The following is a 25,005-nucleotide window of genomic DNA, read 5'->3' on the forward strand; positions in this document are numbered from 1 at the left end:
CATGTACGCTGGTGTTGCCATGGGAGGTGCTCCTTGCGGATTGAGTTAGGGTGCCCGGGAGGCGGAATCGCCCGGTGGGTGCCTGACTGTTATCAAGGAGCGTGCCAGAAATGAAAAACCCATATAAATCAGTGTTTTATATGGGTTTCTCTAGATGGTGTCCGATCAGGCCGGCGAAATCCTTGGGAAAGTGCGCAAGAAGTTGCGCAGTGCTGCGCAACTTCTTGCGCACTCGGCTGGAGGCCGCGTCGCTTAAGGCTTCCAGCGTGCCGTGTCAGACGTTTTGCGGAATGATTGCGCAACTTCTTGCGCAGCATGGCCACCTGACCTCAGAGACGTTTCAGACCCAGTGCCTCAGCGCACGCCTCCAGTGAACGCCGCTGGGTGTCGGCATACAGCGCCAGTTCATCGATGGTCGTGCGGCCCAGCGCCTGCTCGAAGGCCTGACGGTTCGAGTGTTCGCCGTAATGCGCCTGCGCCGCATCCCCCAGGTTCGACTGAAAGATCCCCGCCGCGCTCACCGGCAGGAAATCTTCGTACACCAGCGGCTCCGCTTTCACATGGCCGTCGCGCAGCAGTTGGGCCAGCGAAGCCTCGCCGGGACGCTCCGCCAAGCCCTGTTCGGTGGCGAAATAGCGGAAGTAGGCCAGTTCCTGTTCCCGCATGCCGTCGAGGCTGTCAGGAAATTCGCTGAAATGCTGGGTCATCAGCGCGTTGTAGCGTGCGGCATTGCCCTCGTTGGGGAAGTCGCCGAGCTCGTCCCGGGCGGCGTTCAGCAAGCGATCGTACAGGGCGCGGCCCTTGGGCGTCAGTGCGGCGCCGCGTTGCTCGATCTCGCCGAAGCGGGCGCTGTGGCTGCCATGGGTTTGCGCTTGGTCGGTGAAGGCGACCGGTTCGTCGAGGGCCTTGAAGCTGGTCTGGCGCAGCAGGATCGGGCACTGCCGGCGCGGCGGGCCTTCGACCACGGCTTTGGGGGTGATGCCGTGCAACGGCATCTGCGCCTGCACGATGTCGATGTCCAGGGTGCGCGGGGTCAGGTGGTTGATGTGCGGGCCTTTGAAGGCGACGACGTCGGCGATCAGGCGGTGCTGGGCACTGAGGGTCTGGTACTGCGCGGCGGTGACGGTGGCGCTGTGGTGCCAGCGAAAGGTCTCCAGCGCTTGCAGGACAAATGCCTCGGCCTCGGCTTCGGTGAGGCCGCCGGCGGTTTCCGCCTGTTCGATCAGGCGCAGGGCGGCCGGGGTGAAGATCGAGCGCCGATCCAGCACGGACTGGGCGAACGCCCGCAGTTCAGGATCCTCGATCAGTTCCAGGCGCAGCAGCGAGGTGAATACCCGGAACGGACTGACCTGCAACGCCGCCTCGTGCACCGCGCGAAACGCCGTGGAATGAACCGGCACCCCCGCCGGCGTCAGGTCGTAGTAGCCCACCGGCTGCATGCCCATCACCTGGAACAGGCGGGCGAGGGTGGCCAGTTCCGTGGCGGTGCCGACGCGGATCGCGCCGTGGCGCTCCATGTCCAGCCGCTGGATTTCGCCGGTGTCGGCCAGTTGCCGGGCAATGTGCGGATCCCGGGCGAGCACGTCGCGGTTGGTCTGTTCCACCAGTTCCATCAACGCGCCGTACAGCGGCACTTCTTCGCGGTACATGTCGGACATCGCCTTGGAGAAGCGTTGACGGATCAGGTCGGGGCTGACGAAAGGCTGCACGGTCATGAAAAAAATTCCTGGCACGGTCACGTAAAGGATGGAGGAAAAGATCGCAGCCTTCTCCTGCGCGGGCAAACGAAGAATCCTACGGACTTCATTCTGCCAACGACTGATCCACCAGTTCGATCCAGTGCTTCACCGGCGTGCGTCCGGCGCCGGCCAGATGGCTCTGGCAGCCGACATTGGCGGTGACGATCAGATCCGGGCGGCCGCTTTCCAGGGCGTTGAGGCGGTTGTCGCGCAGTTGCCGGGCGAGCGTCGGTTGGGTCAGCGAATAGGTGCCGGCCGAGCCGCAGCACAGGTGGCCGTCCGGCACCGCCGTGAGGTTGAAGCCCAGACGGGTCAGCAAGGCTTCCACGGCGCCGCCCAGTTTCAGCGCATGTTGCAGGGTGCAGGGGCAATGCACGGCGATGCGGCGTTGGCCGGCGCTGCACATCTGTTCTAGGGGCTCTTGCGCCAGGACCTGCACCAGATCCAGCGACCGTTCGCTGACCTGCCGGGCCTTGTCCGCGTAGGCCGGGTCGTGCGCCAGCAGATGCCCGTAATCCTTGATGAACGCGCCGCAGCCGCTGGCAGTCTGGACGATGGCCTCGGCGCCGCTCTCCAGGTGCGGCCACCAGGCGTCGATGTTGCGGCGGGCACGCTCCAGCCCCTTGGCCTGGGCATCGAGGTGGTAGTCGAGGGCGCCGCAGCAGCCGGCTTCGCTGACCGGGGTGACGCTGATGCCGAGCCGGTCGAGCACCCGGGCCGTCGCGTCGTTGGTGTTGGGCGACAACCCGGGCTGCACGCAACCTTCCAACAGCAGCACCCGACGCGGGTGGCGCGGGATCGGGCGCGTGCCGTTCGCCGAGGAAGGCGCCGGCAGCTTGTCCTCCAGAGGACGCGGCAGCAGCGGACGAAACGTGGCGCCGATCCTCAGCAAACCCTTGAACACGCCCGGATTGGGCGCCAGGGCCCGCAGGCTTTCGCGCAGCAGGCGCTGGCCCGGCGGGCGCGGCACGGCGCGGTCGACCATGGCCCGGCCGATGTCCAGCAGGTTGTGGTAGTCGACCCCGGATGGGCAGGTGGTCTCGCAGTTGCGGCACGACAGGCAGCGGTCCAGGTGCAGTTGGGTCTGCGCGGTCGGCGGTGCGCCTTCGAGCACTTGCTTGATCAGGTAGATGCGCCCGCGCGGGCCGTCCAGTTCGTCGCCCAGCAGTTGATAGGTCGGGCAGGTGGCGTTGCAGAAGCCGCAGTGCACGCAGGTGCGCAGGATCTTTTCCGCTTCGGCTGCCCGGGGCAGTTGCCGGGCCTGTTCGCTGAGGATGGTCTGCATGGTTAGAGCTCCGCGTACATCCGGCCGGGGTTGAACAGCCCTTGCGGGTCGAGTTGCGCCTTGAGCTGGCGGTGGTAGCGCATCAGCGCCGGGGCCAGCGGCTGAAACGGCGTGTCGCTGGCGCCATGGCTGAAGCAGGTGGCGTGGCCGCCGAGCTCATGGGCGATGCGCTGAACGTCGGTCGCATCGGACTTCAGCCAGCGCTGAGCGCCGGCCCAGTCGACCAGTTGCGCACCAGGCAGCGCCAGCGCTCCGGTGGTAGGGGGCAGCGAAAGGCGCCACAGCGGCGGGCCTTCGTCGAAAAAGCTGAGGCGCTGTTCGTTCAGGTCCGACCAGAAGGCCGAATCCAGCGGATCGCCGCCCAGCCGTTGATGGGCGGCGGACACCGAACCTTCACCGCCTTCAAGGCGCAGGTACAGCGCCACTCCGTCATGGCAGGCGCCGCTGATCGGCAGCGCTTGCCGGCCCCAGTCGACGAGGTTGGCCAAGGCCCGCGTGCAATCGATCTCCAGACGCAGGCTCAGGCACTGCCGGGGTGTGGGCAGCACCTTCAGCGAGACTTCGGTCAGCACGCCGAGGCAGCCGTGGCTGCCCGCCAGCAAACGGGAAAGGTCGTAACCGGCGACGTTCTTCATCACTTCGCCGCCGAAGCGCAGGTGCTGACCGAGGCCGGTGATGATCCGGGTGCCGAGGACGAAGTCGCGCACCGAGCCGGCCCAAGGGCGCCGCGGCCCCGACAGCCCCGTGGCGATCATGCCGCCGACCGTGGCGCAATCGCTGAAGGACGGCGGCTCGCAGGGCAGCATCTGCCCGGCGGCGTCGAGTGTCGCCAGCAGCTCATTCAGCGGCGTTCCGGCCCGCACGCTGACCACCAGTTCCGACGGTTCGTAGCGCACGATGCCCCGGTGGGCGCGGGTGTCGAGCACCTCGCCGGCCACTTCGCGTCCGAGAAACGCCTTGCTGTTGCCGCCCTGGATCTTCAGCGGCGTGGCGTCGGCCCTGGCCCGGTTGACCTGGTCCAGCAGCGCGTCGGCCGCATCCAGATCGGCCATCAGAAGCGCTCCAGGTCGGGAAACGGCAGTTGCCCGGCATGGATGTGCATCGCGCCGAATTCCGCGCAGCGGTGCAGGGTGGGGATGTTCTTGCCGGGGTTGAGCAGGCCGTGGGGGTCGAACGCCGCTTTGACGGCATGGAACGCGCTCAGTTCGTCGCTGTTGAACTGCGCGCACATCTGGTTGATTTTCTCGCGGCCGACCCCGTGCTCGCCGGTGATGCTGCCGCCCACCTGCACGCACAGTTCCAGGATCTTTGCGCCGAGGGCTTCGGCGCGCTCAAGCTCACCGGGCCGGTTGGCGTCGAACAGGATCAGCGGGTGCATGTTGCCGTCGCCGGCATGGAACACGTTGGCCACCCGCAGGCCGTACTCCGCGCCGAGCCGGGCGATGCCGTGCAGCACGCCGGGCAGTTCGCGGCGGGGGATGGTGCCGTCCATGCAGTAGTAGTCCGGCGACAGGCGCCCGATGGCCGGGAAGGCGTTCTTGCGTCCGGCCCAGAACTTCACCCGTTCGGCTTCGTCCCGCGCCTGGCGCACCTCGGTGGCGCCGGCCCGTTGCATTACCTCGCGCACCCGTTGGCAGTCGTCGTGCACATCGGCTTCGACGCCGTCCAGTTCGCACAGCAGGATCGCCTCGGCCTCCACCGGGTAGCCGGCGTGGATGAAGTCTTCGGCGGCGCGCAGGGCGAGGTTGTCCATCATTTCCAGGCCGCCGGGGATGATCCCGGCGGCGATGATGTCGGCGACCGCACGGCCGGCCTTTTCCACCGAGTCGAAGCTGGCCAGCAGCACCTTGGCCACCGGCGGTTTGGGCAGCAGTTTGACGGTGACTTCGGTGATGATCCCCAGCAGGCCTTCGGAGCCGGTGAACAGCGCCAAAAGGTCCAGGCCGGCGGAATCGAGGGCGTCGCTGCCTAGGGTCAGGCGTTCGCCCTCGACCGTGAGCACTTCCAGCTTGAGCAGGTTGTGCACGGTCAGGCCGTACTTGAGGCAGTGCACGCCGCCGGCGTTTTCCGCGACGTTGCCGCCGATGGAACAGGCGATCTGCGAGGACGGATCCGGCGCGTAGTACAGGCCGTACGGCGCGGCGGCCTGGGAGATCGCTAGGTTGCGCACGCCGGGCTGAACCCGCGCGGTGCGTGCGTCCGGGTCGAGGTGCAGGATCCGGTCGAAGCGCGCCATCACCAGCAGCACGCCCCGGTCGAGCGGCAGCGCGCCGCCGGACAGTCCGGTGCCGGCCCCGCGCGCCACCACCGGCACCCGCCGCTGGTGGCACAGTTTGAGCAACGCCTGCACCTGCTCCAGCCGACGGGGCAGGGCGACCAGCATCGGCGTGGTGCGGTAGGCGGAGAGGCCGTCGCACTCGTAGGGCTTGAGCTCTTCTTCGCGCCACAGCAGATCCAGGTCCGGCAGGGCCTGCCGCAAGGCCTTGAGCAGTTCGCCCTTGTCGACATCGGGCAGGGGGCCGTCGAGACGCTCGTCGTAGAGGATGTTCATCGCAGGGTGCCCAGGAACTCCCGGTACAGCCGCGCCGTGTTCGCCGGCTGTTCGACCATCGGCATGTGCCCGACGCCGTCCCACACGTCGACCCGCAGGTTGGCGATGCCCTTGCTCCACACCGGCACGCTGCTGACGTCGATCAGCCGGTCCTTGCGGCCCCAGAGCAGCAGCGCCGGGCATTTGATGTCGGGCAGTTTCGGCTCCATGGGCGGGCTGGCGCGGAAGTCGCGGAAGATCTCTTCCAGTTCGTCGCGCTGGTTCTCGTAGCGCTGGGCGATGGCGTCCAGCACCAGCCCCGGCACCCAGGGCGGCGACGCCATGGTCATGGCGTAGAAGCGTCGGAACTCCTCGCGGGAGTTGATCAGGAACGGGTTGTGGCCCCGGGCCAGGTGCCGCTCCATGTCGCTGGCCTCCGGCGCGGTGACGCCGGCGGGGTCGACCAGCGCCACCGAGGCGATGCGCTCGGGGTAGGTCGCCGCCAGCCACGCGGCGATGTAGCCGCCCATCGAGTTGCCGATCACGTGCACTTTCTCCACGCCGCAGACGTCCAGCAGCTGGATCATCCGCTTGGCCTGCACCGGGATGTCGTAGCCGCCGCCGGCCTTGAAGCCGGTTTCGCCGTGGCCCGCAATGTCCGGGACGATCACCCGGTACTGGCTGACGAAATGCCGGGCGAAGCGCAGCCACAGGTTCTTGTCGGCGCTGAAGCCGTGCAGCATCAGGATCGCGCTGGACGCCTCGTAGGGCCCGCCTTGCCAGGTCGATACGCTCATTTCGGCGATGGGCACCTCAATCTTGTGCAAGCGGTACAGCTTGGCCTCGGCGGCCGTGCTCAGGTCGTAGAGCCAATGGCCGACCGCCGGGTAGCTCAACCAGCTCCAGGCCACGAAAACCGCGAGAGCGACAAAGAGCACAAGCATCGGACGTCTTCCTTATACGTGTTCAGGACAGAATGTGGTCGGCCGGCTTCAGCGACCGCGTCAGGCGGTGGTAGCTGAAGCTGAACCCCGGAAACATCGCGATCACATGACCGCTCCTGCTTTGGTACCAGCTGTGGCAGCCGCCGGTTTTCCAGACCGTGCGCTCCATTTCCCGGTGGATCATCTGAGTGTAGGTACGTTCTGCCTCGGGGCGGACTTCGATGCTGCGCAGGCCCCGGGCCTTGAGGGTGCGGATGCAGTCGAGGATGTAGTTCATCTGCGATTCGATGATGAACAGCGCCGAGGTGTGGCCGATCCCGGTGTTGGGGCCGGTGACGATGAACAGGTTGGGGAAGTCCGGCAGGCTGGTGCCCAGGTAGGCGCGCGGGTACTGCGCCCAGACGTCGCGCAGCCGGACGCCGTTCTTGCCGCTGACCGGGTAGGAAATCACCCCGTCGGTGGCGTCGTAGCCGGTGGACCAGACGATCAGGTCCACGTCGATGTGCTGGCCGTCGGTGGTGACGATGCCGGTTTCGTCGAGGGCGGCGATGCCCTGTTCGCGGCTGTGCAGGGTCACGTTCGCGCGGGTCAGCGCGGGGTAGTAGGTGCTGGAGAGCAGCACCCGTTTGCAGCCGATGGTGAAGTCCGGGGTGAGGCGCTGGCGCAGGTCCGGATCGGCCACCTGGCGCTTGAGGAAATTCAGGGCCTGGCGCTGCACCAGGTGGATCGCCGGCTTGGAGTACTTGAAGGCGATCACCCGGGTTTCGAACTGCCAGTAGATCAACCAGCGCAGCAGCTTGTAGGCCGGTTTGAGGCCCAGCAGCCAACGCTGGAAGCGGCCGAAGGTGCGGTCGGCCCGCGGCAGCACCCAGTGCGGCGTGCGCTGGAACACATGCAGTTGCGCCACCTCCGGGGCAATCGCCGGAATCACCTGCGCTGCGCTGGCGCCGCTGCCGACGATCGCTACCCGTTTGCCCCGGTAGTCGTAGGCGTGATCCCAGTTGTTCGTGTGAAAGCTCTTGCCCCGGAAGCGTTCCGCGCCCGGAAAGTGCGGGATGACCGGCTGGCTCAGCGGCCCGGTGGCATTGATCAGGAACTGTGCGTGGAACGTTCCTTTGGCGACGGTGTGCACGGCCCAGCGCTTTTGCGCGTCGTCCCATTCGATGCGCTCGACGTTCGCGCCCAGCTCCACCCGCTCGCGCAGGCCGAACCGCTGCGCCACGTGTTCGGTGTAGCGGTGCAGTTCGGCTTGCCCCGCGAACATCTGCGTCCAGGGGTAGGGCGCGAACGACAGCGAATACAGCGGCGACGGCACGTCCACCGCCGCGCCGGGGTAGGTGTTCTGGCACCAGGTGCCGCCGAAGAAGTCCCGCCGTTCCAGCAAGCGAAAATCGTCGATGCCGGCCTTGAGCAGATTCACCGCGGCGCACTGGCCGCCAAAACCGCTGCCGATGATCAACACTTGATAGGTCTGCATGCGCCTCCTTCTTATAGTCGTTTTTCCGTTTTCCTCCTTTCATGTATAGCCAATCATTTGCCCGGTGTCGGGCCCGGGCAGTGCGATCGGTGGCCCGCTGGCCGGTGATGGCTAATTGAGGGTGCCCTGTTAGACTCTCAGCACATCCGTCTTCCGATGCGCGCAGTAGAGGCCCCTATGGAAAAAGCGGGAGGTCAGGGAAGAAAAGGACTGTCGTTGGCCAGGAGGCTGCATACGTCGCGAACCCTCGGGCTGGCGCTGGGGCTCCTGTGTGTGGGGGCGGCGATGCATCCGCTCGGTCCACCGCCCTGGGTCTGGGCGCTGATGCTGTTCAACGGGTTGTTGTGGCCGCACCTGGCCTTTCAATGGGCCCGCCGGGCCCGCGTGCCTTACCATGCCGAACACCGCAACCTGCTGATCGACGCGTTTCTCGGCGGCTTCTGGGTCGCCGCCATGCAGTTCAACCCTTTGCCCAGCGCCACCACCGTCTCGATGATGGCGATGAACAACGTCGCCATCGGCGGGCTGCGCTTTCTGCTGGCGGGACTGGCGGCGCAACTGTTGGGGATCGGCGTCGGGCTGGTGGTGTTCGCGCCGGCGTTCGTGCCGCCGACCACGCCGCTGCAACTGTATGCGTGCCTGCCGCTGCTGATGCTGTATCCGCTGGCTTTGGGCTGGATCTGCTTTCGCCAGGCCTACACCCTGGGCCTGCACAAGCGCGAGCTGCTGGCCCTGAGCCGTACCGACAGCCTGACCGGGCTGCTCAACCACGGCGCCTGGAAAGACCGGCTGCAGATCGAGTTCCAACGCTGCAAGAGCCTGCAGAAGGGGGCGGCGATCGCCCTGATCGACATCGATCACTTCAAGGCCATCAACGACACCTACGGCCACGGGGCCGGCGACATCGTGCTGCGCCAACTGAGCAAGACCCTCAGGCAGAACCTGCGCAACGCCGATGTGGGCGGGCGCTACGGCGGCGACGAATTCTGCGTGATTCTGCCGGACATGCCGCTGTTCAACGCCGCCCAGGCCATGGAGACCTTGCGCGAGCGCTTTTCCTTTCTGGCGTATGAGCAGAACCCGGCGTTGAAAGTCAGCCTGAGCATCGGGCTGGCGGCGTTCGACCCGTCCCACGCCGAGGCCACCCAATGGCTCGACGACGCCGACCGGGCGCTCTACGAGGCCAAGAGCGGCGGGCGCAACCGGGTGATGTGCTACAGCGACGGCAAGCACCGGCGCGAAGCGCTCGGTTCGGTCTGAAGGGGCGGGCAAGCGGCTGCCCCCGCCTTGGGGAGTGTTGAAGAACAGCGAGACGGCAGTCCTTGCGGACTGCCGTCGGGCGAAGGGTGGCTTGCGCTGGCCTTACTTTTGTTGAGGCAAGTTCCAGAACTGCTTGATTTCGTGGATGTTGCCCACGTTGTAGCGCGGCATGAAGCTGGCGCACGGGGATTGGGCTGCGGTCTTGACCGGCGTGTTGATCAGCTCGGTGCCGGCGCGCAGCAGTGGTGTTTGGGTCCAGTTTTCGAGTGGCGTGTTCATACAGATTTCCTTTCTGGTTGAGCGGACGCAGAGTGCAGTCCGCGTTGGAGCAAGGACAGCAGGTTCTCAAAGACCGCTGTTTCCTGCGTGGCGATGCCGGGGTAGGTCGGCACCAGGTTCTCGTCGAAGCACCAGGCTTCTTCGGTTTTTGTCGTCTGCCGAGGATGAATGATCAGGCTCAGCGAGGCGGACATCGTTTCGGGTGGAAGCTGGCGGTGAATGTCATACAGCGGCGACATGTGCAGAACATGGCCGGGTGCAAGTTTCACGCTGCGCTCGTCCCCCAATGAGGGTTTTACGCCGGCTTTCAATGGCGTGCGGTCAAGGATTGCGCGCAATGTCGTTGTATAGCCGTCACCGCTGTAGCCGACCGCATACATTTCAAAGTCATGCGAATGGTAAAGGTCATAAATGAATGTCTGTTTTTCATCCGTTGATATGACCGGTGACCAGAATCCGAGGCGCAGCGTATATAAGTCGTTGTAGTGCAATACAAACGCATAAGGGCTGTAAAGGGTGTTGCGCGTGCTGAAACCGTTTTGCTGAATGGTGTTGTAGAGATGCTCGCTCAAGAGTGTCCGGTTTGTCGCAAGTTGTTTGAGGTCTTCGATGATGCTCGACTTGTCGACACTGGGGTCGTAATTCGCCATACGCTCGATGAATGTCTGCAGTTTCATGCGGCTTCGCTCCGTCGTTCGAGCAATTGGTCGAGACGTGGGTTGTTCAGTTTCCTCAATAGCGGCACATATCGCCGGGCTGTGTCTTGAGCGTGCTGATCGATGATCTGAAACGCTTTCCACGCAACGGCCGGGTGGTAGTGGTGGATCAGCTCTTCGGCCACCCTGACGGCCTCCGGATCCTGTGCCGCCTCAAGCAGTTCGAGGCTGACCAGGTAGCGCGCGGCGCTGTCGTCGTGGGGGAACCAGGCGACCTTGCGTAGCGAGGACCGGTCAAACACGCTGATGTCGGCGCTGCGAACGGGCAGGTTGATGCTGCCGACCAGCACGGGCGTAGGGCCCTCGGACGGGACGCACTCATACAGGGTATGTCGGCCGTCGATGAGCAATGGATCGCGATCCGTGACGGTCACGCGCCTGGCGAGACTCAGCCGGTCGCCTTCGATGCCGTACAGCTGGACAGAGAAAGGCTCAGAGTGGACGGGAAAGAGGATGCTGTGTCCCGGCACTGAATAAAGAACGGTCGAACTGGTGCTGCTCAGGGTTCTGACGCTGATGTTCGCGTCATCGGTGCAGTGCAATGTCAGCGTTTGGGTGTACGGATTGACGTTGTCGAGAATGGTTGCCCGCTGCTGTTGTTTGGCAGAGGTCTTGATGTTGCTGTAGAGATGGTTGGAAAGTTCTTGGATTTCTATTGTCAGGTTTAGGTTCTTTATTGCTTCGGCTAATTCTGCAGGGGCCGAATTGTAGTGTTTGAGCAGGTTGATCATGGTGGCGTTTTTAGGTTTGTTTATATGCCGCCATTCTCTTGTTGAGGTGTTGTTTGTGCAATGTTTGGGTTGTTATCGGATGTTTGGAGTTGTTGTCTTTTATGTAAGCCCAAGGCTGCATTGACCCTGCCCGGCGACATTGCGTCGACCGGTCGGATCAAACAGTGCGTTTCAAATCTTGAAGAAGTTACTCCTTGACGCTCATGTATTCCTTCGCCCAGAGGATGTAGTCCTCAGGCTGCGTATAGGTGTGCGTCAGTTCGGTGGCGCTCAGGTCCGAGGCCTGGGTGAAGATCTGCCGCTGTTCGCGCAGGCTGTCGTAGGTCGCCTTGATGGCCGCGAAGTAGGCGCCGTGGCCGTCGATGGCTACGCGCACGCCCAGTTCGGCCAGGCGTTTGTCGTCGCGCAGCGCCGGGTTGCCGTAGGTGACCAGCATCAGCGGCACGCTCAGGTGCTCGGCGATCTGTTCCAGTTGGTCGAAGTCCTGCACGCCGACCATGCAGATGCCGTCGGCACCGGCGGCCTGGTATTGCTTGGTGCGGCTGATGATTTCCTGGTTGGGCAGGATGCCGGCGTTGGTGCGGGCGATGATGGCCATTTCCGAATCGACCCGGGCCTCCAGGGCCGCGCGGATCTTGCCGACGCCTTCGGCGACCGAGATCAGGTCGGTGGACTTGCGGCCGAACTGGGCCGGCAGCAGGGTGTCTTCGATGGTCAGGGCGGCGACGCCGGCGCGCTCCAGCTCGACGATGGTGCGCATCACGTTGAGGGCATTGCCGTAGCCGTGGTCGGCGTCGGCGATCACCGGCAACTGGGCGACGCGGCCGATGCGGGTGGCCTGTTCGGTGAATTCGCTCAGGGTGATCAGGGCGAAGTCCGGCGCGCCCAGCACCTGCAGGGACGCCACCGAGCCGCCGAGGATCCCCACTTCGAAGCCCAGGTCGGCCGCGATGCGGGCGGACATCGGGTCGAACACGGAAGCGGTGTGGTAGCAGGCGCCTGAGGCCAGCAGCTGACGGAAGTTACGGCGCAAATCTTGATGGGAAAGCCTGGACATACTGATTCCACCAATACAAGGGAATGGAAAGGCTTGAGCAAAGGTGTCAACGCCGAAGAATCAAGAGGCTATCACGCGAATGGGTCAAGGATCATGACGAATTTGCAAGGCGGGAGAAAGCGCACCGCAGCGGGAGCAAGCGCCCTCGCCGCTAAGGGTCAGGCTGCGGCGGCCTGCTGTTGTTGGTTGGGCAGCAGCACCGCCCGCACCGAGTCGCCCGGCTGCAATTGCAGGCGCTTGGCAGTGAGGCGGTCGACCACCAGGCTGCCGCCGACCCGGCGGGCCTGGGCGGCGGTGATGCGGCAGTTCTCCAGACGGCGGTTGTGGATCAGCCACTGGGGCGCCTGGTCGTCCGGCGTGCCGAGGGCCAGGGTCAGCTCCAGGCTTTCGCGCACCGTGCGGATGCTGTGGACGGGGGCTTCGATCACCGGACCGCCGTCGAAGATGTCGATGTAGCCTTTGTGGATGAAGCCCTCGGCCTGAAGGATCTTCAGCGCCGGCTCCGTGGTGGGGTGCGGCTGGCCGATGACCGCCTGGGCCTGCTCGGTGAGCATGCAGGTGTACAGCGGCTGGCGCGGCATCAGTTCGGCGATGAAGGACTTGTTGCCCAGCCCCGACAGGTGATCGGCGTGGCTGAAGTCCATCTGGAAAAAGTGCCGTCCCAGGCTGTCCCAGAACGGTGAGCAACCCATCTCGTCGGCGCTGCCGCGCAGTTCGGCGATCATCTTTTCGCCGAACAGGTGCGGAAACTCGGCGACGAACAGCAACCGCCCCAGCGACAGCAGGCGGCCGTTGCTGCCGTGGCGCTGGTCATGGCCCAAGAACAGCGAGCACAGTTCCGATTGGCCGGTCAGTTCATTGTTGAGGAACAGCGTCGGGATCTGACGCTGGATGCCCAGATCCGGTGCCGAACTGACGGTCAGCCCCACCCTGTAGTTGTACCAAGGCTCGCGCAGGCCGATGGCGCCGGTCAGGGCGCTGACGCCGACCACGCGCTGTTCGTCGTCCTCGAGCACGAACAGGTAGTCCGCGTCGGCCCGCTCGACCTGCCCGCAGAAGGCGCGCCGGGCCCAGCGCACCCGGTGGGCCAGACGGTCTTCATTGGCCGGCAGGGTGGTGAACCCCGGACCGGCCTGGCGCACCAGCGCCATCAAGGCCGGCAGGTCGCTGACGTGAACCGGGCGGACAATCATGCTGCAACTCCTTCTGCGCGCCTGCTGGGACGCTGGTTCGGGGCAAGGTTCACAGTGCGGTCACCCGCACGCTGTCGCCATCGGTGACGCCCAGTGCCGCACACAACTGCGGGGTGAGGGCCAGCGGCTGTCCCGGTCGGTCGTCCAGTTCGGCCACCACCGCGCGGAATCCCTTCAGGGCGTCGTTGCAGACCAGGCAATGGCCCCGGGCGTCGATCTGCGCCTGACGCCGCACCGTGACGGCCCGGCTCTGGCCGATCGAGCGAATGTTCGCGGTGCGGGCGTACAGGGTGGGGCCGGCGTCGAACAGGTCGATGTAGCTGTTGGTCTCGAAGCCTTCGCGCTCAAGGATGTCGAACGCTTCCTGGCCGTCGGGGTGCACCCGGCCGATGCAGTCTTGCGCGGCCTGGGGCAGCATCGGCACGTAGATCGGGTACTGCGGCATCAGTTCGGCCAGGAACGTGCGGTTCTGCAGGCCGCACAGGCGTTCGGCCTCGGCGTAGGGCAGGTCGAAGAAGTGCTTGCCCAGGGCGTCCCAGAAGGGCGAACGCTGCTGGTCGTCGCTGTAGCCGACGATTTCGGTGATCACCGCGTCGGCGAAGCGCCGGCCGTGGATGGCGATGAACAGCAGCCGTGCCCGCGACAGCAGTTCGGAGTGGGGCGAGCGCACCAGCGCGGCGTCGATGTGAAAGCCGCGCAGCAGGGTGTGGCTGTTCAGGTCCTGGCACAACGACAGCGCCGGCACGCCGTGCTCGATGTTCAGTTCCCGCGAGGCGCTGGTGAAGTGGCGGTTGCGCAGGCTGTAGAACGGGCCGTCGCAGCCGGCGGTGGCGACGATTTCCGAGCAGCCGACCAGCCGGCCCTGTTCCTGGTCTTCCAGCACGAAGAAATAGTTCTCCGAGCCTTGGGCCTGCGTCTCGCTGTCGAACGAGGCGCAGGAGCTGGCGATCCTTTCGCGCAGGCGGTCGCTGTCGTCCGGCAAGGAGGTGACGCCCACGAGGCTGTCGCGGGCCAGCTGTTGCAGGTGGGGCAGGTCGGTTGGCTCGACTGGGCGTAAGACCAGCATGGATGCACTCCTGTATCGAACGGTTCGGCGTCATCGCCGAACCTGACTATCACTGTCGGTTTCCACGCGTTAAATCGGCGGTCGCCTGATTCTTTGTCAGACGCCGCTCTTTTTCTTGTCAGCCATTGCTCGGGTCAGGCAGGGCGGTGCCGGCGCCGAGGCGGTTCAGGAAAAACAGGTACACCAGGCCCAGCGCGATCCAGATCAGGCCGAGTTTCTGCGCATCGACGCCCATGTTGTACATGATGGCCGCGACGATCCCGAAGCCGATCACCGGGCAGATCAGGTGACGCACCACCTGCCCGGACTTCTGCCGGCGCCAGTAGTGGTTGATGACGGTCAGGTGCAGCAGCATGAAGCCGCTCAAGGCGCCGAAGTTGACCAGCGACGTCAGCGTGTCCACCGAATCGATGAACAGGTAGCAGATCACCAGCGACAGCACGGCCACCAGGTAAATGCTCAGGTAGGGCGTGTTGTGGGTCGGATGGACCTTGGCCAGCACCTTCGGCAGCTTGCCGTCGCGGGCCATGCCGAACAGCAGGCGCGACACCGCTGCCTGCGAGGTGATGGCGACCGCCACGCCCCAGGCCAGTGCGGTGGCGACGCCGGTCAGGGTCGCCAGCCAGCTGCCGGCGGCGATTTCGGCGATCTCGTAGAACGCGGTGTCGGCGGACTTGAAGCCCATGCCGGCGGCCAGGTCGGTGGCGATCCAGGTCTGCACGACGAAGATCGCGCCCATCACCACCAGGGTGATCAGCGCGGCCTTGCCGACGCTGCGGCCCGGGTCGCCCTTGATCTCTTCGGCCAGGGTGGAGATCGCATCGAAGCCCAGGAACGACAGCACCGCGATCGACACCGCCTGCATCAGCAGGGCGAAGTTGAACGTCTGCGGGTGGTACAGCGGCGCCAGGGTCAGTTGGCCGTTGCCGGCGCCGTTGTGCAGGGCGTTCCAGGCATAGAACAGGAAGATGCCCAGCACCGCCAGCTGCGCCAGCAGGAACAGGATGTTCATGCGTGCGGTGAAGGTGATGCCGCGCAGGTTGACGAAGGTCGCGCTGACCAGGAACGCCAGGATGAATCCGACCTTGGGAACCTCAGGGTAGAGATGGTTCAGGGCCATGGCCGCGTAGACGTACAGCAGCGGCGGGATCAGCAGGTAGTCGAGCAGCATCAGCCAGCCGGCGAGGAACCCCACGTGCGGGTTAAGGCCCCGCTGCGCGTAGGAATACACCGAACCTGCAACCGGAAAGGCCCGGGCCATGCTGCCGTAGCTCAGCGCGGTGAACACCATCGCCACCATGCCGATGATGTAGGCCAGCGGCACCATCCCCGGCGCTTCGGCGTTGACGTAGCCGTACACGCCGAACGGGGCGATGGGGATCATGAAGATCATCCCGTACACCACCAGGTCGGTCAGCGTCAGGCTACGTTTCAACTCCTGCTTGTAGCCGAACTGTTCTATTTCCATGAAGCTCAACTCCTTGTCAGCCAATCGTTCGATTTTTAGTTGTTATGTCGGTCCATCGTTTACGGCAACAGCAAAAAGACTACAGCAGAGGGGCCAGATAACCGGCCCAGCGCGCCACCGCGTCGGGGCTGCGCAGCAGGTCGTTGCGCACCTCGATCAGCACTGACTCCAGGCCCCGGGCATCGCCGTGCACCGGCACGGTCATGTCGCCCAGCGGGTCGACCCGGTAGGGCTGGTTGCCCGCCACCTTCAGCGGGTGCTTGCCCAGGCCATCGAGCAGACGGTGGGCGTAGGCCTTGGCATGGCCGAACAGCACGCCCGCCTCCAGCTCGCGGGGCTGGCCGTAGTACACCGGGGTGAAACTGTGGATTCCCACCACCCGCACCGGACGGCCGGCGGCCAGGCGGGTGTCGATCAATTGCTGCAACCGCGAATGAAAGGGCTTGAACAACGTCTGACGGCGGTACTCGCGGGTGGTTTCATCCAGGTCGCGGTTGCCCGGCACCTGATAGATCTCGCTCTGCGCCGGAATGCTGTCCGGCGCGTGCCGGGGCCGGTTGAGGTCGATCAAGAGCCGCGAATAGTTGGCGCTCAGCAGCGTCGCGCCCAATTGCTCCGACAGCCGCTCGGCCAGCGCCAGCGCGCCGATGTCCCAGGCGATGTGCTCGCAGGCGGCGGCCTCATCCAGGCCCAGGTCGTTCAGGGCCTCGGGGATGTAGCGGCTGGCGTGCTCGCACACCAGGATCAGCGGGTGCGTCGAGTCTTCGCGGCTCAGGTTGTAGACCGGTCGGGTATACAACCCAAGCTCGGCAGGTTCAGTACAGGCGTGCATAGTGCTCACACAGGTCAGCGGGCGAGAGCTGTTCCGTCAGCGCCAGTTCCTCGGTCTTAAGGGCGAAATACGTATCGAGCAGCGGCGCCGGCAGGGCCAGCGCCAGCGCTTGACTGTTGCGCAGGCAATCCAGTGCCTGGGCCAGCGAGCCGGGCAGGGCGACGATGCCCCGCTCCTTGCGTTGTTCGTCGTTGAGTGAATCGGGAATTTCGTCGGTGACCGCGTTCAGCGCCAACTTGCGCTCGATGCCCAAGCGCCCGGCGATCAGCAGGGCGGCCATCGCCAGATGCGGCGAGGCGGTGGCGTCCATGGCGCGGAACTCCAGGTTGAATTGCTTGGCCACAGGCTTGTCGCCCAGCGTCACCGTCGGGCAGATCCGCAGCGCCGCTTCGCGGTTGCGCTGGCCGAGGCAGGCGTAGGACGCGCTCCAGTGGTGCGGCTGCAGGCGCTCGTAGGAGACCGGCGTCGGCGCGGTCAACGCGCACAGCGCCGGCAGGTAATGCAGCACGCCTGCCGCCCAGTGCTGGCCGAGGGTCGACAGGCCGTTGCTGGTGCCGGCGTCGTAGAGCACCGGCCGGCCTTCGAGGTCGAGCAGGCTGAGGTGCAGGTGCACGCCGTTGCACACGGCGTCGGCGGCGGTCTTGGGCGCGAAGCTGACGTCCAGCCCCATCTGCCGGGCGATCTCGCGGGTGATCTCGCGCACGTTCACTGCGCGGTCCGCCGCCGCCACGCCCAGGGCCGGGCGGCAGGTGATCTCGTACTGGTGCTTGCCGTATTCGGGCAGGAACATCTCCGGCTCGACCTGCCCGGCGCGCAGCGCACTGAGCAGCCAGCCGCCGAATTCGGCGCCCTGGCGCTGGGATTCGAGGGAGAAGGCCAGGTGTTCGGCAAAGCCTGCGTGCAGGTTGAATTCGTGCTCGAACGCGGCATTGATCTGCAGGCCGAGCCCGTCGCGGTAGCGTTCGACCTCATCGCGCAGCAGGGTGCGCGGACAAGCACCCCATGCTTGGCCGTCGGTTTCGCGGATGTCGCAGTGGATGAAGTCCAGCGCCGGGGCCGCCGCGTCCGGGCCGTTGCCGACGGTGACGCGGCTGGTCAGGTCAGGAATCAGCCGCAGGTCGCCGTAGGCGCCCCAGGGGTTGGTGCTGGCGATGATGTCCTGCGGGGTCAGCGCGCTGTTGGCCGGCACCCAGCCGCAACCGGCGGCGCGGTAATGTTCCAGCTCATCGGTGGGGAAGGAGCGTCCCCGGGTGATGCCGGTCAGGTCGGTGGTGACCAGGGTGGTCATCGGCAGTGGCGACAGGCGTTCGCTCATGGCTGCATCTCCCGCAGGCGGCCCAGCACGGTCTGGGTGTCGGTGATCCAGCAGTAGCCCTTGATCGCGTTCAGGCAGGCCTCGTGCCGCTCGGCGGAGTAGGTGGCGCAGGCGTCTTCCACCAGGGTCACCAGGTAGCCGCGGTCGGCGGCGTCGCGCACGGCCATGTCGACGCACTGGTCGGTGACGATGCCGGCGACGATCAGGTGGCGGGTCTCGAGGTTGCGCAGCACATAGTCGATGTTGGTCGAGTTGAAGACCCCGGACGAGGTCTTGGGCAGCACGATTTCGTTTTCCGAAGGCGTCAGTTCAGCGATGACCCGGGCCTGGGCGCTGCCCTTGGGCAGGTGCATGTCCGACAGTTTGTGGTCCAGCGATCGGTCGCGGCCGTCGGCGGTCAGGCTTTCGATGATCGTGTGCAGCACGTTCTGCCGCGCCCGGCGAAAGGCGTTGAGCAGCATCTGCTGGTTGGGCACCACCTGCGCGCGGGTACGGTTGAGGAAGTACGCGGCGTCCGGGCCTTCGAGGTGCGGGTCGAACTGCGGTTCGAGCCAGGCCCGCTGCATGTCCACCAACAGCAGTGCGGTGTGGCCCGTGACGAACGGCAGATCCCGTGGCGAGCGGTGGGGAAGGCTGAACATCCTTATTTATCCTCCAGCAGGTGGGTGTCGAAGTCGTTGCGCATGGCGTCGATGCCCTCCAGGCGTTCGGCCAGGTTCGGGCAGCGCGGGGTCAGGCTGGCGATCAGCGCTTCGACCTGCGCCAGCGCCGGCACCATGGTGTCGAACGGCGAGGCGGACTCGACCGGGGCGCTGATGATCATGTCGGCCAGTTCCCGCAGCGGCGAGGCGTAGATGTCGGTGAACAGCACCACCCGGGCGTTGTTGTGCTTGGCCGCGCTGGCCACGCGCAGGGCCTGGGTCTGGTAGCGGCGGTAGTCGAACACCAGCACCACGTCCTGGCGTTGCAGGTCGAACAGCCGGTCCGGCAGTTGGGCGTTGTCTTCCAGCGCGAAGCAGCCGGGGCGCAGCAGGCGCAGGTGATTGAGCAGGTAGTTGGCCATCAGGCTGCTGAAGCGTCCGCCGAAGCAGTGCACCTGATGGCGCGTATCGAGCAGCCAGTCCGCCAGGATCCGCACGTCTTCGGGTTGGGTCAGGGCCTGGGTCTCGACCAGCAGCCCGTGGCTGTGGGTCAGGTAGTGGCTCCAGGGGTCGTCGCTCTTGTGCTGCGAACGCGGCTGCAGCAGGGTGCGCGGCGAGCGCAGGCGATGATCCATGTCGCTGAGGAGCGCGTCCTGGAAGTCGGCGTAGCCGCCGAAACCGAGCTTTTTCACCAACCGCACGATGGTCGGGTCGCTGACGCCGGCGTGTTCGGCCAGGCGTGCCATCGGCCCCAGGCCATTGCGCGGGTACTGATCCAGCAGCGCACGCACGACTTTGCGCTCCGAGGGCGTCAGGTCGAGGCCGGGATCGGTGATCAGGTCTCTGAGAGGGGGCATCCGGGCTCCTGCTGGATGGGGGTGTAGAATTTGTTTCACAATCCGTTAAAACAGTATTTATGTAACTCACGTTACATGTCTAGTGAATTTTCAGCGTATGTCTGCAAGCACCCAAACGGGGCAAGATGCCCGGGCCGTAAGGGCTAGGCGAGTTTCTTTCTCGCTTGTAGGCCATTGCCCATTCTCGTGTCAGACATTGTCGCTTCGTGGCGGTAGACTCCTTCATCCCGCACCCCGCGAACCTTTTGTTTACGGCACAATGGCCGTCATCGTGGCGTTCAACTGTTCTCGCATTCTCTTCCTCACCGAGTGATTTACCGTGCTGGCCATCCGCCTGACCCTGGTTTGCCACGCGCGAACCGTCGCACAAAAACTGGCGCGTTTTCCTACGGATGAGCCGATCGAGCAAAGGACGCTGGCCGACGCCGCGCTGGCAGCCCGGCTCGACGCCCCGTACCGGTTGGTCTGCGGCCCCGAGTTGCGCACCCGTCAGACCGCCGAAGCGTTTGGCCGTGAAGCACAAGTCGATGAGGCGTTGCGCGATTGCGACTGGGGGCGCTGGCAGGGGCAATCGATCAAGGCGCTGCAGCAGAACGAACCCGAGGCGCTGCACGCCTGGCTGGAGGATCCGGGGGCCGCGCCCCATGGCGGGGAATCGGTGACGCAGTTGGGCGAGCGGGTGGCGGCCTGGCTGGCCGCTCTGCAATCCCGCCCCGGCCACACCGTGGCGATCACCCATCCGTTTGTGATCCGTGCGGCGCTGGCCCACGTGGTTCAGATCCAGGCCTCCCAGTGCATCGATGTCGAGCCGCTGGCCCTGGTCGATCTGCGTTTCGCCGGCCGCTGGCGGCTACGCTTGCCCGGCATCGACCTGGGAGGAGCCCTTTGATGAAACGTTTGCTGGTCATCGGCATCGGCGCCGGCCATCCGGACTACATCACGATGCAGGCCGTGAAGGCGCTCAACCGGGTGGATGTGTTCTTTCTCATGGACAAGGGCCAGGCCAAGGGTTCGCTGATCGACCTGCGCCGCGAAATCTGTGAGCGCTACATCACCGATCCTGCGTACCGTTTCGTCGAAGCCCACAGCCCTGAGCGTGAACGCGGGGATGTGGACTACACCGCCAGCGTCGAGGATCTGAACCGTGCCAAGCAGGCGTCTTTCGAACGACTGATCAACGAAGAATTGGCTGACGGCCAGTGCGGCGGTTTTCTGGTGTGGGGCGATCCGGCGCTGTACGACAGCACGATCCGCATCCTGCAGGCAATTGTGCTGTCGGGCCGATGTGTGTTCGAGTTCGAGGTGATCCCCGGCATTACCAGTGTCCAGGCGCTGGCGGCGCAGCACAGGGTGCCGTTGAACGGCATCGGCCGCTCGGTCGAAATCACCACGGGACGGCGCCTGGCGGCGGGGCAGGTGAGCAATGCGGACACTGTGGTGGTGATGCTGGATGCGCAGGACGCGTACCGTCAGGTGGCGGATCCGCAGACGGAGATTTTCTGGGGGGCCTATCTGGGGACGCCGGACGAGATCCTCATCAGCGGCCGGCTCCAGGACGTCGCCGATGAGATCGGGCGGGTGCGCCAGGCGGCGCGGGCGGAGCACGGGTGGATCATGGACACCTACCTGCTGCGCAAGCCTTGAGGCCGGCCCAGCCGGCATCAAGGCCTCAGGACAGTGTCCGCACCTCGCGCCCGAACCGCTCGCGGTACACCGACGGCGGCACGCCCACCACGCTGCGGAACGCCACGCGAAAGCTTTCCACCGAGCGGTAGCCGCAGCGCAGGGCGATCTGCTCGGTGTTCTGCCCGCTGCTCTCCAGCAGTTCCCGCGCCCGGGCCAGCCGCTCGTGCTGCAGCCAGGCCTTGGGCGACTGGCCGCTGGCCTCGGTAAAGCGCCGCAGGAAGGTGCGCTCGCTCATCGCCGCCTCGCTGGCCAGGTCGCGCACTTCCAAAGGTTCATGCAACCGCTCGCGGGCCCATTGCATCACCCGCGACAGGTCGCTGCGCGGTGTCGGGCTGACCGGGGCGGGAATGAACTGGGCCTGGCCGCCGGTGCGCTGCGGCGACATCACCAGGCGCCGCGCCACCGAGTTGGCGACCTGGGTGCCGAAGTCGCGGGCCACCAGATGCAGGCAGGCGTCGATGCCCGCCGCACTGCCGGCCGAGGTGATCAACTGTCCGGCGTCGACGTACAGCACGTCCGGGTCGACCTCGATGGCCGGAAAGCGCTCGGCCAGTTCCGCCGTGTAGCGCCAGTGGGTGGTGGCGCCATGCCCGTCGAGCAGGCCGCTGGCCGCCAGCACAAACACCCCGGAGCAGATCGACAGCAGCCGCGCGCCGCGGGCGTGGGCCTGGCGCAGCGCAGTCAGTAAGGCCTCAGGCACCGGGGCGCTGCGGTCGCGCCAGCCGGGGATGATCACCGTGCGCGCCTGCTCCAGCAGTTCCAGGCCGCCGTCGGCCAGCACCCGGATGCCGCCCATGGCCCGCATCGGGCCCGGGTCGACGGCGGCGATGCAGTGCTCGTACCACGGGAAATCGAACTCCGGCCGGGCCAGGCCGAAGATCTCGACGGCGATGCCGAATTCGAAAGTGCAGAGGCCATCGTAGGCGAGGATGGCGACCCGGCCGGGCGAATCAGTCATTTGGCGGAAAATTCCCGATGAGTGTCTTGTGCGCCACTGTAGCGGCAAGCGACGCCCCGATAAAGTCTGTTCACACCCACAGACGCAGGAGCTTTCCCCATGACCAGCCTGGTTCGCCAAATCCCGGCCGCTTCCTCGGCCATCGCCTTGATGCATTTCAGCAACCGTCTGACGTTCGAAACCGATTGCTCCGACGTCTTCAGCAGCCAGGAGGCCGGCGAAACGGACTTCGTGCTGGTGGATGTGCGCGGGCCGCTGGCCTTTGAGCGCGGGCATGTGCCCGGAGCGGTCAACCTCCCTGGACGTCTGCTGACCGCCGAGAGCCTGGCCGGCTACCCGAAGGACACCTTGTTCGTCGTCTACTGCGCCGGCCCGCACTGCAACGGCGCCAACAAGGCGGCGGTGAAGCTGGCGGCGCTGGGGTATCCGGTCAAGGAGATGATCGGCGGCGTCACCGGTTGGCTGGACGAGGGGTTCCAATTGAGCGTGGCGATGCAGCGTCCGGCGAGCGCCGCGATCGGGTGCGAATGCTGATCCCGGCCTGAAGGACGAACGTCCGTTGTGGTGAGGGAACCGGTTCCCTCACCACAATAGCCCTCGATCCTGGTGAGATTGAGGGTTTGTCCTACAGTCCTTGCACTGTGATGGCGCACACCTTTCCCACCTGCCAGGCACTCGCCGATTTTCTGTAAGTATTTGTCGCTTAAACACAATTTGCCCCGTGCGAGCCGCCATAGACTGCCGGCCACTTCGGATTCTTTGCCATCACTGGCAAGGCCGAACCCTGACAATCGAAAGCTGCCAATAAAAGCCTCCGCACACGGGAGAAATAAATGAAAAAGCTGATTATGTTCGGTGCCCTGGCACTGTCGATGCTGTCCCTGACCGCCGTGGCCGACGAGGCCAAGCCGATCCGCATCGGCATTGAAGCCGGTTACCCTCCGTTCTCGATGAAAACCCCCGACGGCAAGCTGGCCGGTTTCGACGTGGACATCGGCGACGCGCTGTGCGAACAGATGAAAGTCAAATGCACCTGGGTCGAGCAGGAGTTCGACGGCCTGATCCCGGCGCTGAAAGTGAAGAAGATCGACGCGATCCTGTCGTCCATGACCATCACCGACGACCGCAAGAAAAACGTCGACTTCACCATCAAGTACTACCACACCCCGGCGCGCTTCGTGATGAAGTCGGGCTCCGGCGTCAAGGATCCGCTGACCGAGCTCAAGGGCAAGAAAGTCGGCGTGCTGCGCGCCAGCACCCACGACCGCTACGCCACCGACGTGCTGGTGCCGGCCGGCATCGAGCTGGTGCGCTACGGCTCGCAGCAAGAGGCCAACCTGGACATGGTGTCCGGCCGCATCGACGCCATGCTGGCCGACTCGGTCAACCTCAGCGACGGTTTCCTGAAGACCGACGCCGGCAAAGGCTTCGAGTTCGTCGGCCCGACCTATGAAGACGCCAAGTACTTCGGCGGCGGCGCCGGCATCGCAGTGCGTAAGGGCGACACGGAGCTGGCGGAAAAATTCAACACCGCCATCAACGAGATCCGCGCCAACGGCAAGTACAAGCAAGTGCAGGACAAGTACTTCGACTTTGACGTGTACGGCCATTAATACGCTGTAGAAGAGTGGCCTGCGCCTCGGCGGGGCCACTTTTTTCGTTTTCGCGATTGCAAGAAACCCTTGCGGGAGCGAGCCTGCCCGCGATTGCCCACGGACATGACCGGCCGCCATCGCGGGCAGGCTCGCTCCCACAGGCGTTTACCGCCGCTTCGAGATTCAGGAGTTCCCCATGCAACGCATCGATCACCAGTTGCCCTGGAGCCATCTGGGCAGTGAACGTTCCCTCAGCGTGTTCCGCTTCGGCGCAGGCCCGCGCAAGGTGTACATCCAGGCCAGCCTGCACGCCGATGAATTGCCGGGCATGCGCACGGCCTGGGAGCTCAAGCAGCGCCTGGGCGCGCTGGAGCGCGAAGGGCGCCTGCAAGGTGTGATCGAGCTGGTGCCGGTGGCCAACCCCATCGGCCTGGACCAGCACCTGCAAAGCGCCCACATGGGCCGCTTCGAACTGGGCAGCGGCAAGAACTTCAACCGTGCGTTCGTCGAACTGAGCGCGCCGGTGGCGGCCCTGGTCGGCGAGCGTCTGGGCGATGACGCCGCCGCCAACATCGCGCTGATCCGCCAGACCATGGGCCAGGTGCTCGACGACCTGCCGGCCCCGGCCTCGCAGCTGGAAGCCTTGCACCGTCTGCTGCTGCGCCACGCCTGCGACGCCGACATCACCCTGGATCTGCATTGCGACTTCGAAGCGGCCATTCACCTGTATGCGTTGCCGCAGCACTGGCCGCAGTGGCAGTCCCTGGCCGCCCGCCTGAAGGCCGGCGTGGCGCTGCTGTGCGAGGACTCCGGCGGCAGCTCGTTCGATGAATCCTGCTCGTCGCCGTGGCTGCGCCTGGCGCGGGCGTTCCCCGAGGCGGCGATTCCGCCGGCCAACCTGGCGACCACCCTGGAGCTGGGCAGCATGGGCGACACCCGGGTCGAACAGGCCCAGGCCAACTGCGAGGCGATCCTGGGCTTCCTGGCAGAGCAAGGCTTCATCGGCGGCGAATGGCCACCGGCGCCGCAGGAATGCTGTGAAGGCATGCCGTTCGAAGGCACCCAATACCTGTTCGCGCCGCACCATGGCGTGGTGAGCTTCCTGCGGGACGCGGGGGAGTGGGTCGAGCGGGGAGACGCCCTGTTCGAAGTGGTCGACCCGCTGAACGACCGGGTCACCACCGTGCGCGCCGGCACCAGCGGCGTGCTGTTCGCCCTCGACCGCGGGCGCTACACCCAGCCGGGGATCTGGCAGGCGAAAGTGGCCGGGCGCGAGCCGATCCGGGCCGGGAAGCTGATCAACGACTGAGTGTGTGTTTGACTCAAGGGCCTCATCGCGAGCAGGCTCGCTCCCACAGTCGACCGCGTTCCCCTGT

Annotated in this window: 24 protein-coding genes; 6 read left to right on the forward strand and 18 right to left on the reverse strand. The window is 65.5% G+C overall.

Annotated features, from left to right (window positions below; translation table 11 throughout):
• Positions 1–329: 329 nt before the first annotated feature.
• From CAG33_RS26170 to CAG33_RS26195, 6 genes are all read right to left on the reverse strand, one after another.
• Positions 330–1,715: a VOC family protein gene (locus CAG33_RS26170; protein WP_085586671.1), complete on the reverse strand. Its 1,386-nt coding sequence runs from the start codon at positions 1,713–1,715 to the stop codon at positions 330–332.
• Positions 1,716–1,803: 88 nt separating this feature from the next.
• The gene (glcF, locus tag CAG33_RS26175) at positions 1,804–3,024 is read right to left on the reverse strand and encodes a glycolate oxidase subunit GlcF (RefSeq protein WP_085641084.1); all 1,221 of its coding nucleotides are present in this window, start codon (positions 3,022–3,024) and stop codon (positions 1,804–1,806) included.
• Positions 3,025–3,026: 2 nt separating this feature from the next.
• Positions 3,027–4,076 carry a glycolate oxidase subunit GlcE gene (glcE, locus tag CAG33_RS26180; protein WP_085641086.1) on the reverse strand — a complete coding sequence of 350 codons (1,050 nt, stop codon included), beginning with the start codon at positions 4,074–4,076 and terminating at the stop codon, positions 3,027–3,029.
• The gene (gene glcD, locus CAG33_RS26185) at positions 4,076–5,575 is read right to left on the reverse strand and encodes a glycolate oxidase subunit GlcD (RefSeq protein WP_085641088.1); all 1,500 of its coding nucleotides are present in this window, start codon (positions 5,573–5,575) and stop codon (positions 4,076–4,078) included. The genes glcE and glcD overlap by 1 nt, the downstream gene beginning before the upstream one ends.
• The gene (locus CAG33_RS26190) at positions 5,572–6,498 is read right to left on the reverse strand and encodes an alpha/beta fold hydrolase (protein WP_085641090.1); all 927 of its coding nucleotides are present in this window, start codon (positions 6,496–6,498) and stop codon (positions 5,572–5,574) included. Before CAG33_RS26190 ends, glcD begins: the two co-directional genes overlap by 4 nt.
• A gap of 22 nt (positions 6,499–6,520) precedes the next feature.
• Positions 6,521–7,975, reverse strand: coding sequence for an NAD(P)/FAD-dependent oxidoreductase (locus CAG33_RS26195; RefSeq protein ID WP_085586676.1), 1,455 nt, complete (start codon positions 7,973–7,975; stop codon positions 6,521–6,523).
• Positions 7,976–8,152: 177 nt separating this feature from the next.
• Here CAG33_RS26195 and CAG33_RS26200 point away from each other — a divergent pair, with 177 nt between their 5' ends.
• Positions 8,153–9,235 (forward strand): diguanylate cyclase, encoded by a 1,083-nt coding sequence (locus CAG33_RS26200; protein WP_085633863.1) that lies wholly within the window; start codon positions 8,153–8,155, stop codon positions 9,233–9,235.
• A gap of 102 nt (positions 9,236–9,337) precedes the next feature.
• Here the strand turns inward: CAG33_RS26200 and CAG33_RS28620 are convergent, their stop codons facing one another.
• From CAG33_RS28620 to CAG33_RS26250, 11 genes are all read right to left on the reverse strand, one after another.
• Complete coding sequence (locus tag CAG33_RS28620; protein WP_170930082.1) at positions 9,338–9,514, reverse strand: hypothetical protein; 177 nt, start codon at positions 9,512–9,514, stop codon at positions 9,338–9,340.
• Positions 9,511–10,191: a transposase gene (locus tag CAG33_RS26205; RefSeq protein ID WP_085641092.1), complete on the reverse strand. Its 681-nt coding sequence runs from the start codon at positions 10,189–10,191 to the stop codon at positions 9,511–9,513. The genes CAG33_RS28620 and CAG33_RS26205 overlap by 4 nt, the downstream gene beginning before the upstream one ends.
• Positions 10,188–10,961 carry a hypothetical protein gene (locus CAG33_RS26210; RefSeq protein WP_085586679.1) on the reverse strand — a complete coding sequence of 258 codons (774 nt, stop codon included), beginning with the start codon at positions 10,959–10,961 and terminating at the stop codon, positions 10,188–10,190. Before CAG33_RS26210 ends, CAG33_RS26205 begins: the two co-directional genes overlap by 4 nt.
• A gap of 187 nt (positions 10,962–11,148) precedes the next feature.
• Positions 11,149–12,018 carry an oxaloacetate decarboxylase gene (locus CAG33_RS26215; protein ID WP_085586680.1) on the reverse strand — a complete coding sequence of 290 codons (870 nt, stop codon included), beginning with the start codon at positions 12,016–12,018 and terminating at the stop codon, positions 11,149–11,151.
• A gap of 158 nt (positions 12,019–12,176) precedes the next feature.
• The gene (gene astA / locus CAG33_RS26220) at positions 12,177–13,211 is read right to left on the reverse strand and encodes an arginine N-succinyltransferase (RefSeq protein ID WP_085586681.1); all 1,035 of its coding nucleotides are present in this window, start codon (positions 13,209–13,211) and stop codon (positions 12,177–12,179) included.
• 49 nt (positions 13,212–13,260) lie between these two features.
• Positions 13,261–14,277: an arginine N-succinyltransferase gene (locus tag CAG33_RS26225; protein ID WP_085586682.1), complete on the reverse strand. Its 1,017-nt coding sequence runs from the start codon at positions 14,275–14,277 to the stop codon at positions 13,261–13,263.
• A 118-nt stretch (positions 14,278–14,395) separates the two neighbouring features.
• The gene (locus CAG33_RS26230; protein ID WP_085633869.1) at positions 14,396–15,745 is read right to left on the reverse strand and encodes an APC family permease; all 1,350 of its coding nucleotides are present in this window, start codon (positions 15,743–15,745) and stop codon (positions 14,396–14,398) included.
• A 79-nt stretch (positions 15,746–15,824) separates the two neighbouring features.
• Positions 15,825–16,577 (reverse strand): N-formylglutamate amidohydrolase, encoded by a 753-nt coding sequence (locus CAG33_RS26235; protein ID WP_085641094.1) that lies wholly within the window; start codon positions 16,575–16,577, stop codon positions 15,825–15,827.
• A complete protein-coding gene (locus CAG33_RS26240; protein ID WP_085586685.1) occupies positions 16,561–17,892 on the reverse strand; it encodes a glutamine synthetase family protein in 1,332 nt (443 codons plus the stop codon). Before CAG33_RS26240 ends, CAG33_RS26235 begins: the two co-directional genes overlap by 17 nt.
• The gene (locus CAG33_RS26245; protein ID WP_085633873.1) at positions 17,889–18,533 is read right to left on the reverse strand and encodes an isochorismatase family cysteine hydrolase; all 645 of its coding nucleotides are present in this window, start codon (positions 18,531–18,533) and stop codon (positions 17,889–17,891) included. Before CAG33_RS26245 ends, CAG33_RS26240 begins: the two co-directional genes overlap by 4 nt.
• Positions 18,534–18,535: 2 nt before the next feature.
• Complete coding sequence (locus CAG33_RS26250) at positions 18,536–19,390, reverse strand: MurR/RpiR family transcriptional regulator (RefSeq protein WP_085586687.1); 855 nt, start codon at positions 19,388–19,390, stop codon at positions 18,536–18,538.
• A gap of 319 nt (positions 19,391–19,709) precedes the next feature.
• Here CAG33_RS26250 and CAG33_RS26255 point away from each other — a divergent pair, with 319 nt between their 5' ends.
• A complete protein-coding gene (locus CAG33_RS26255) occupies positions 19,710–20,279 on the forward strand; it encodes a histidine phosphatase family protein (RefSeq protein ID WP_085641096.1) in 570 nt (189 codons plus the stop codon).
• Positions 20,279–21,034 carry a precorrin-6A synthase (deacetylating) gene (cobF, locus tag CAG33_RS26260; protein ID WP_085586689.1) on the forward strand — a complete coding sequence of 252 codons (756 nt, stop codon included), beginning with the start codon at positions 20,279–20,281 and terminating at the stop codon, positions 21,032–21,034. The genes CAG33_RS26255 and cobF overlap by 1 nt, the downstream gene beginning before the upstream one ends.
• A gap of 25 nt (positions 21,035–21,059) precedes the next feature.
• Here the strand turns inward: cobF and ftrA are convergent, their stop codons facing one another.
• Positions 21,060–22,034, reverse strand: a complete 975-nt coding sequence (gene ftrA, locus CAG33_RS26265; protein WP_085586690.1) for a transcriptional regulator FtrA — start codon at positions 22,032–22,034, stop codon at positions 21,060–21,062.
• Between the two features lie 99 nt (positions 22,035–22,133).
• On the opposite strand from ftrA, the gene CAG33_RS26270 reads away from it, so the two are divergent.
• The 3 genes from CAG33_RS26270 to CAG33_RS26280 all read left to right on the forward strand — a co-directional run bounded on the left by CAG33_RS26270 (position 22,134) and on the right by CAG33_RS26280 (position 24,938).
• Entirely contained in the window at positions 22,134–22,568 is a 435-nt protein-coding gene (locus tag CAG33_RS26270; protein WP_085586691.1) for a rhodanese-like domain-containing protein, read from the forward strand.
• Between the two features lie 299 nt (positions 22,569–22,867).
• Complete coding sequence (locus CAG33_RS26275) at positions 22,868–23,647, forward strand: ABC transporter substrate-binding protein (RefSeq protein WP_085641098.1); 780 nt, start codon at positions 22,868–22,870, stop codon at positions 23,645–23,647.
• Positions 23,648–23,825: 178 nt separating this feature from the next.
• Entirely contained in the window at positions 23,826–24,938 is a 1,113-nt protein-coding gene (locus CAG33_RS26280; RefSeq protein WP_085633879.1) for a succinylglutamate desuccinylase/aspartoacylase family protein, read from the forward strand.
• The last annotated feature ends 67 nt before the right edge of the window (positions 24,939–25,005 follow it).

Source organism: Pseudomonas sp. B3(2017) (assembly GCF_002113595.1).
Classification (GTDB): domain Bacteria; phylum Pseudomonadota; class Gammaproteobacteria; order Pseudomonadales; family Pseudomonadaceae; genus Aquipseudomonas; species Aquipseudomonas ekonensis.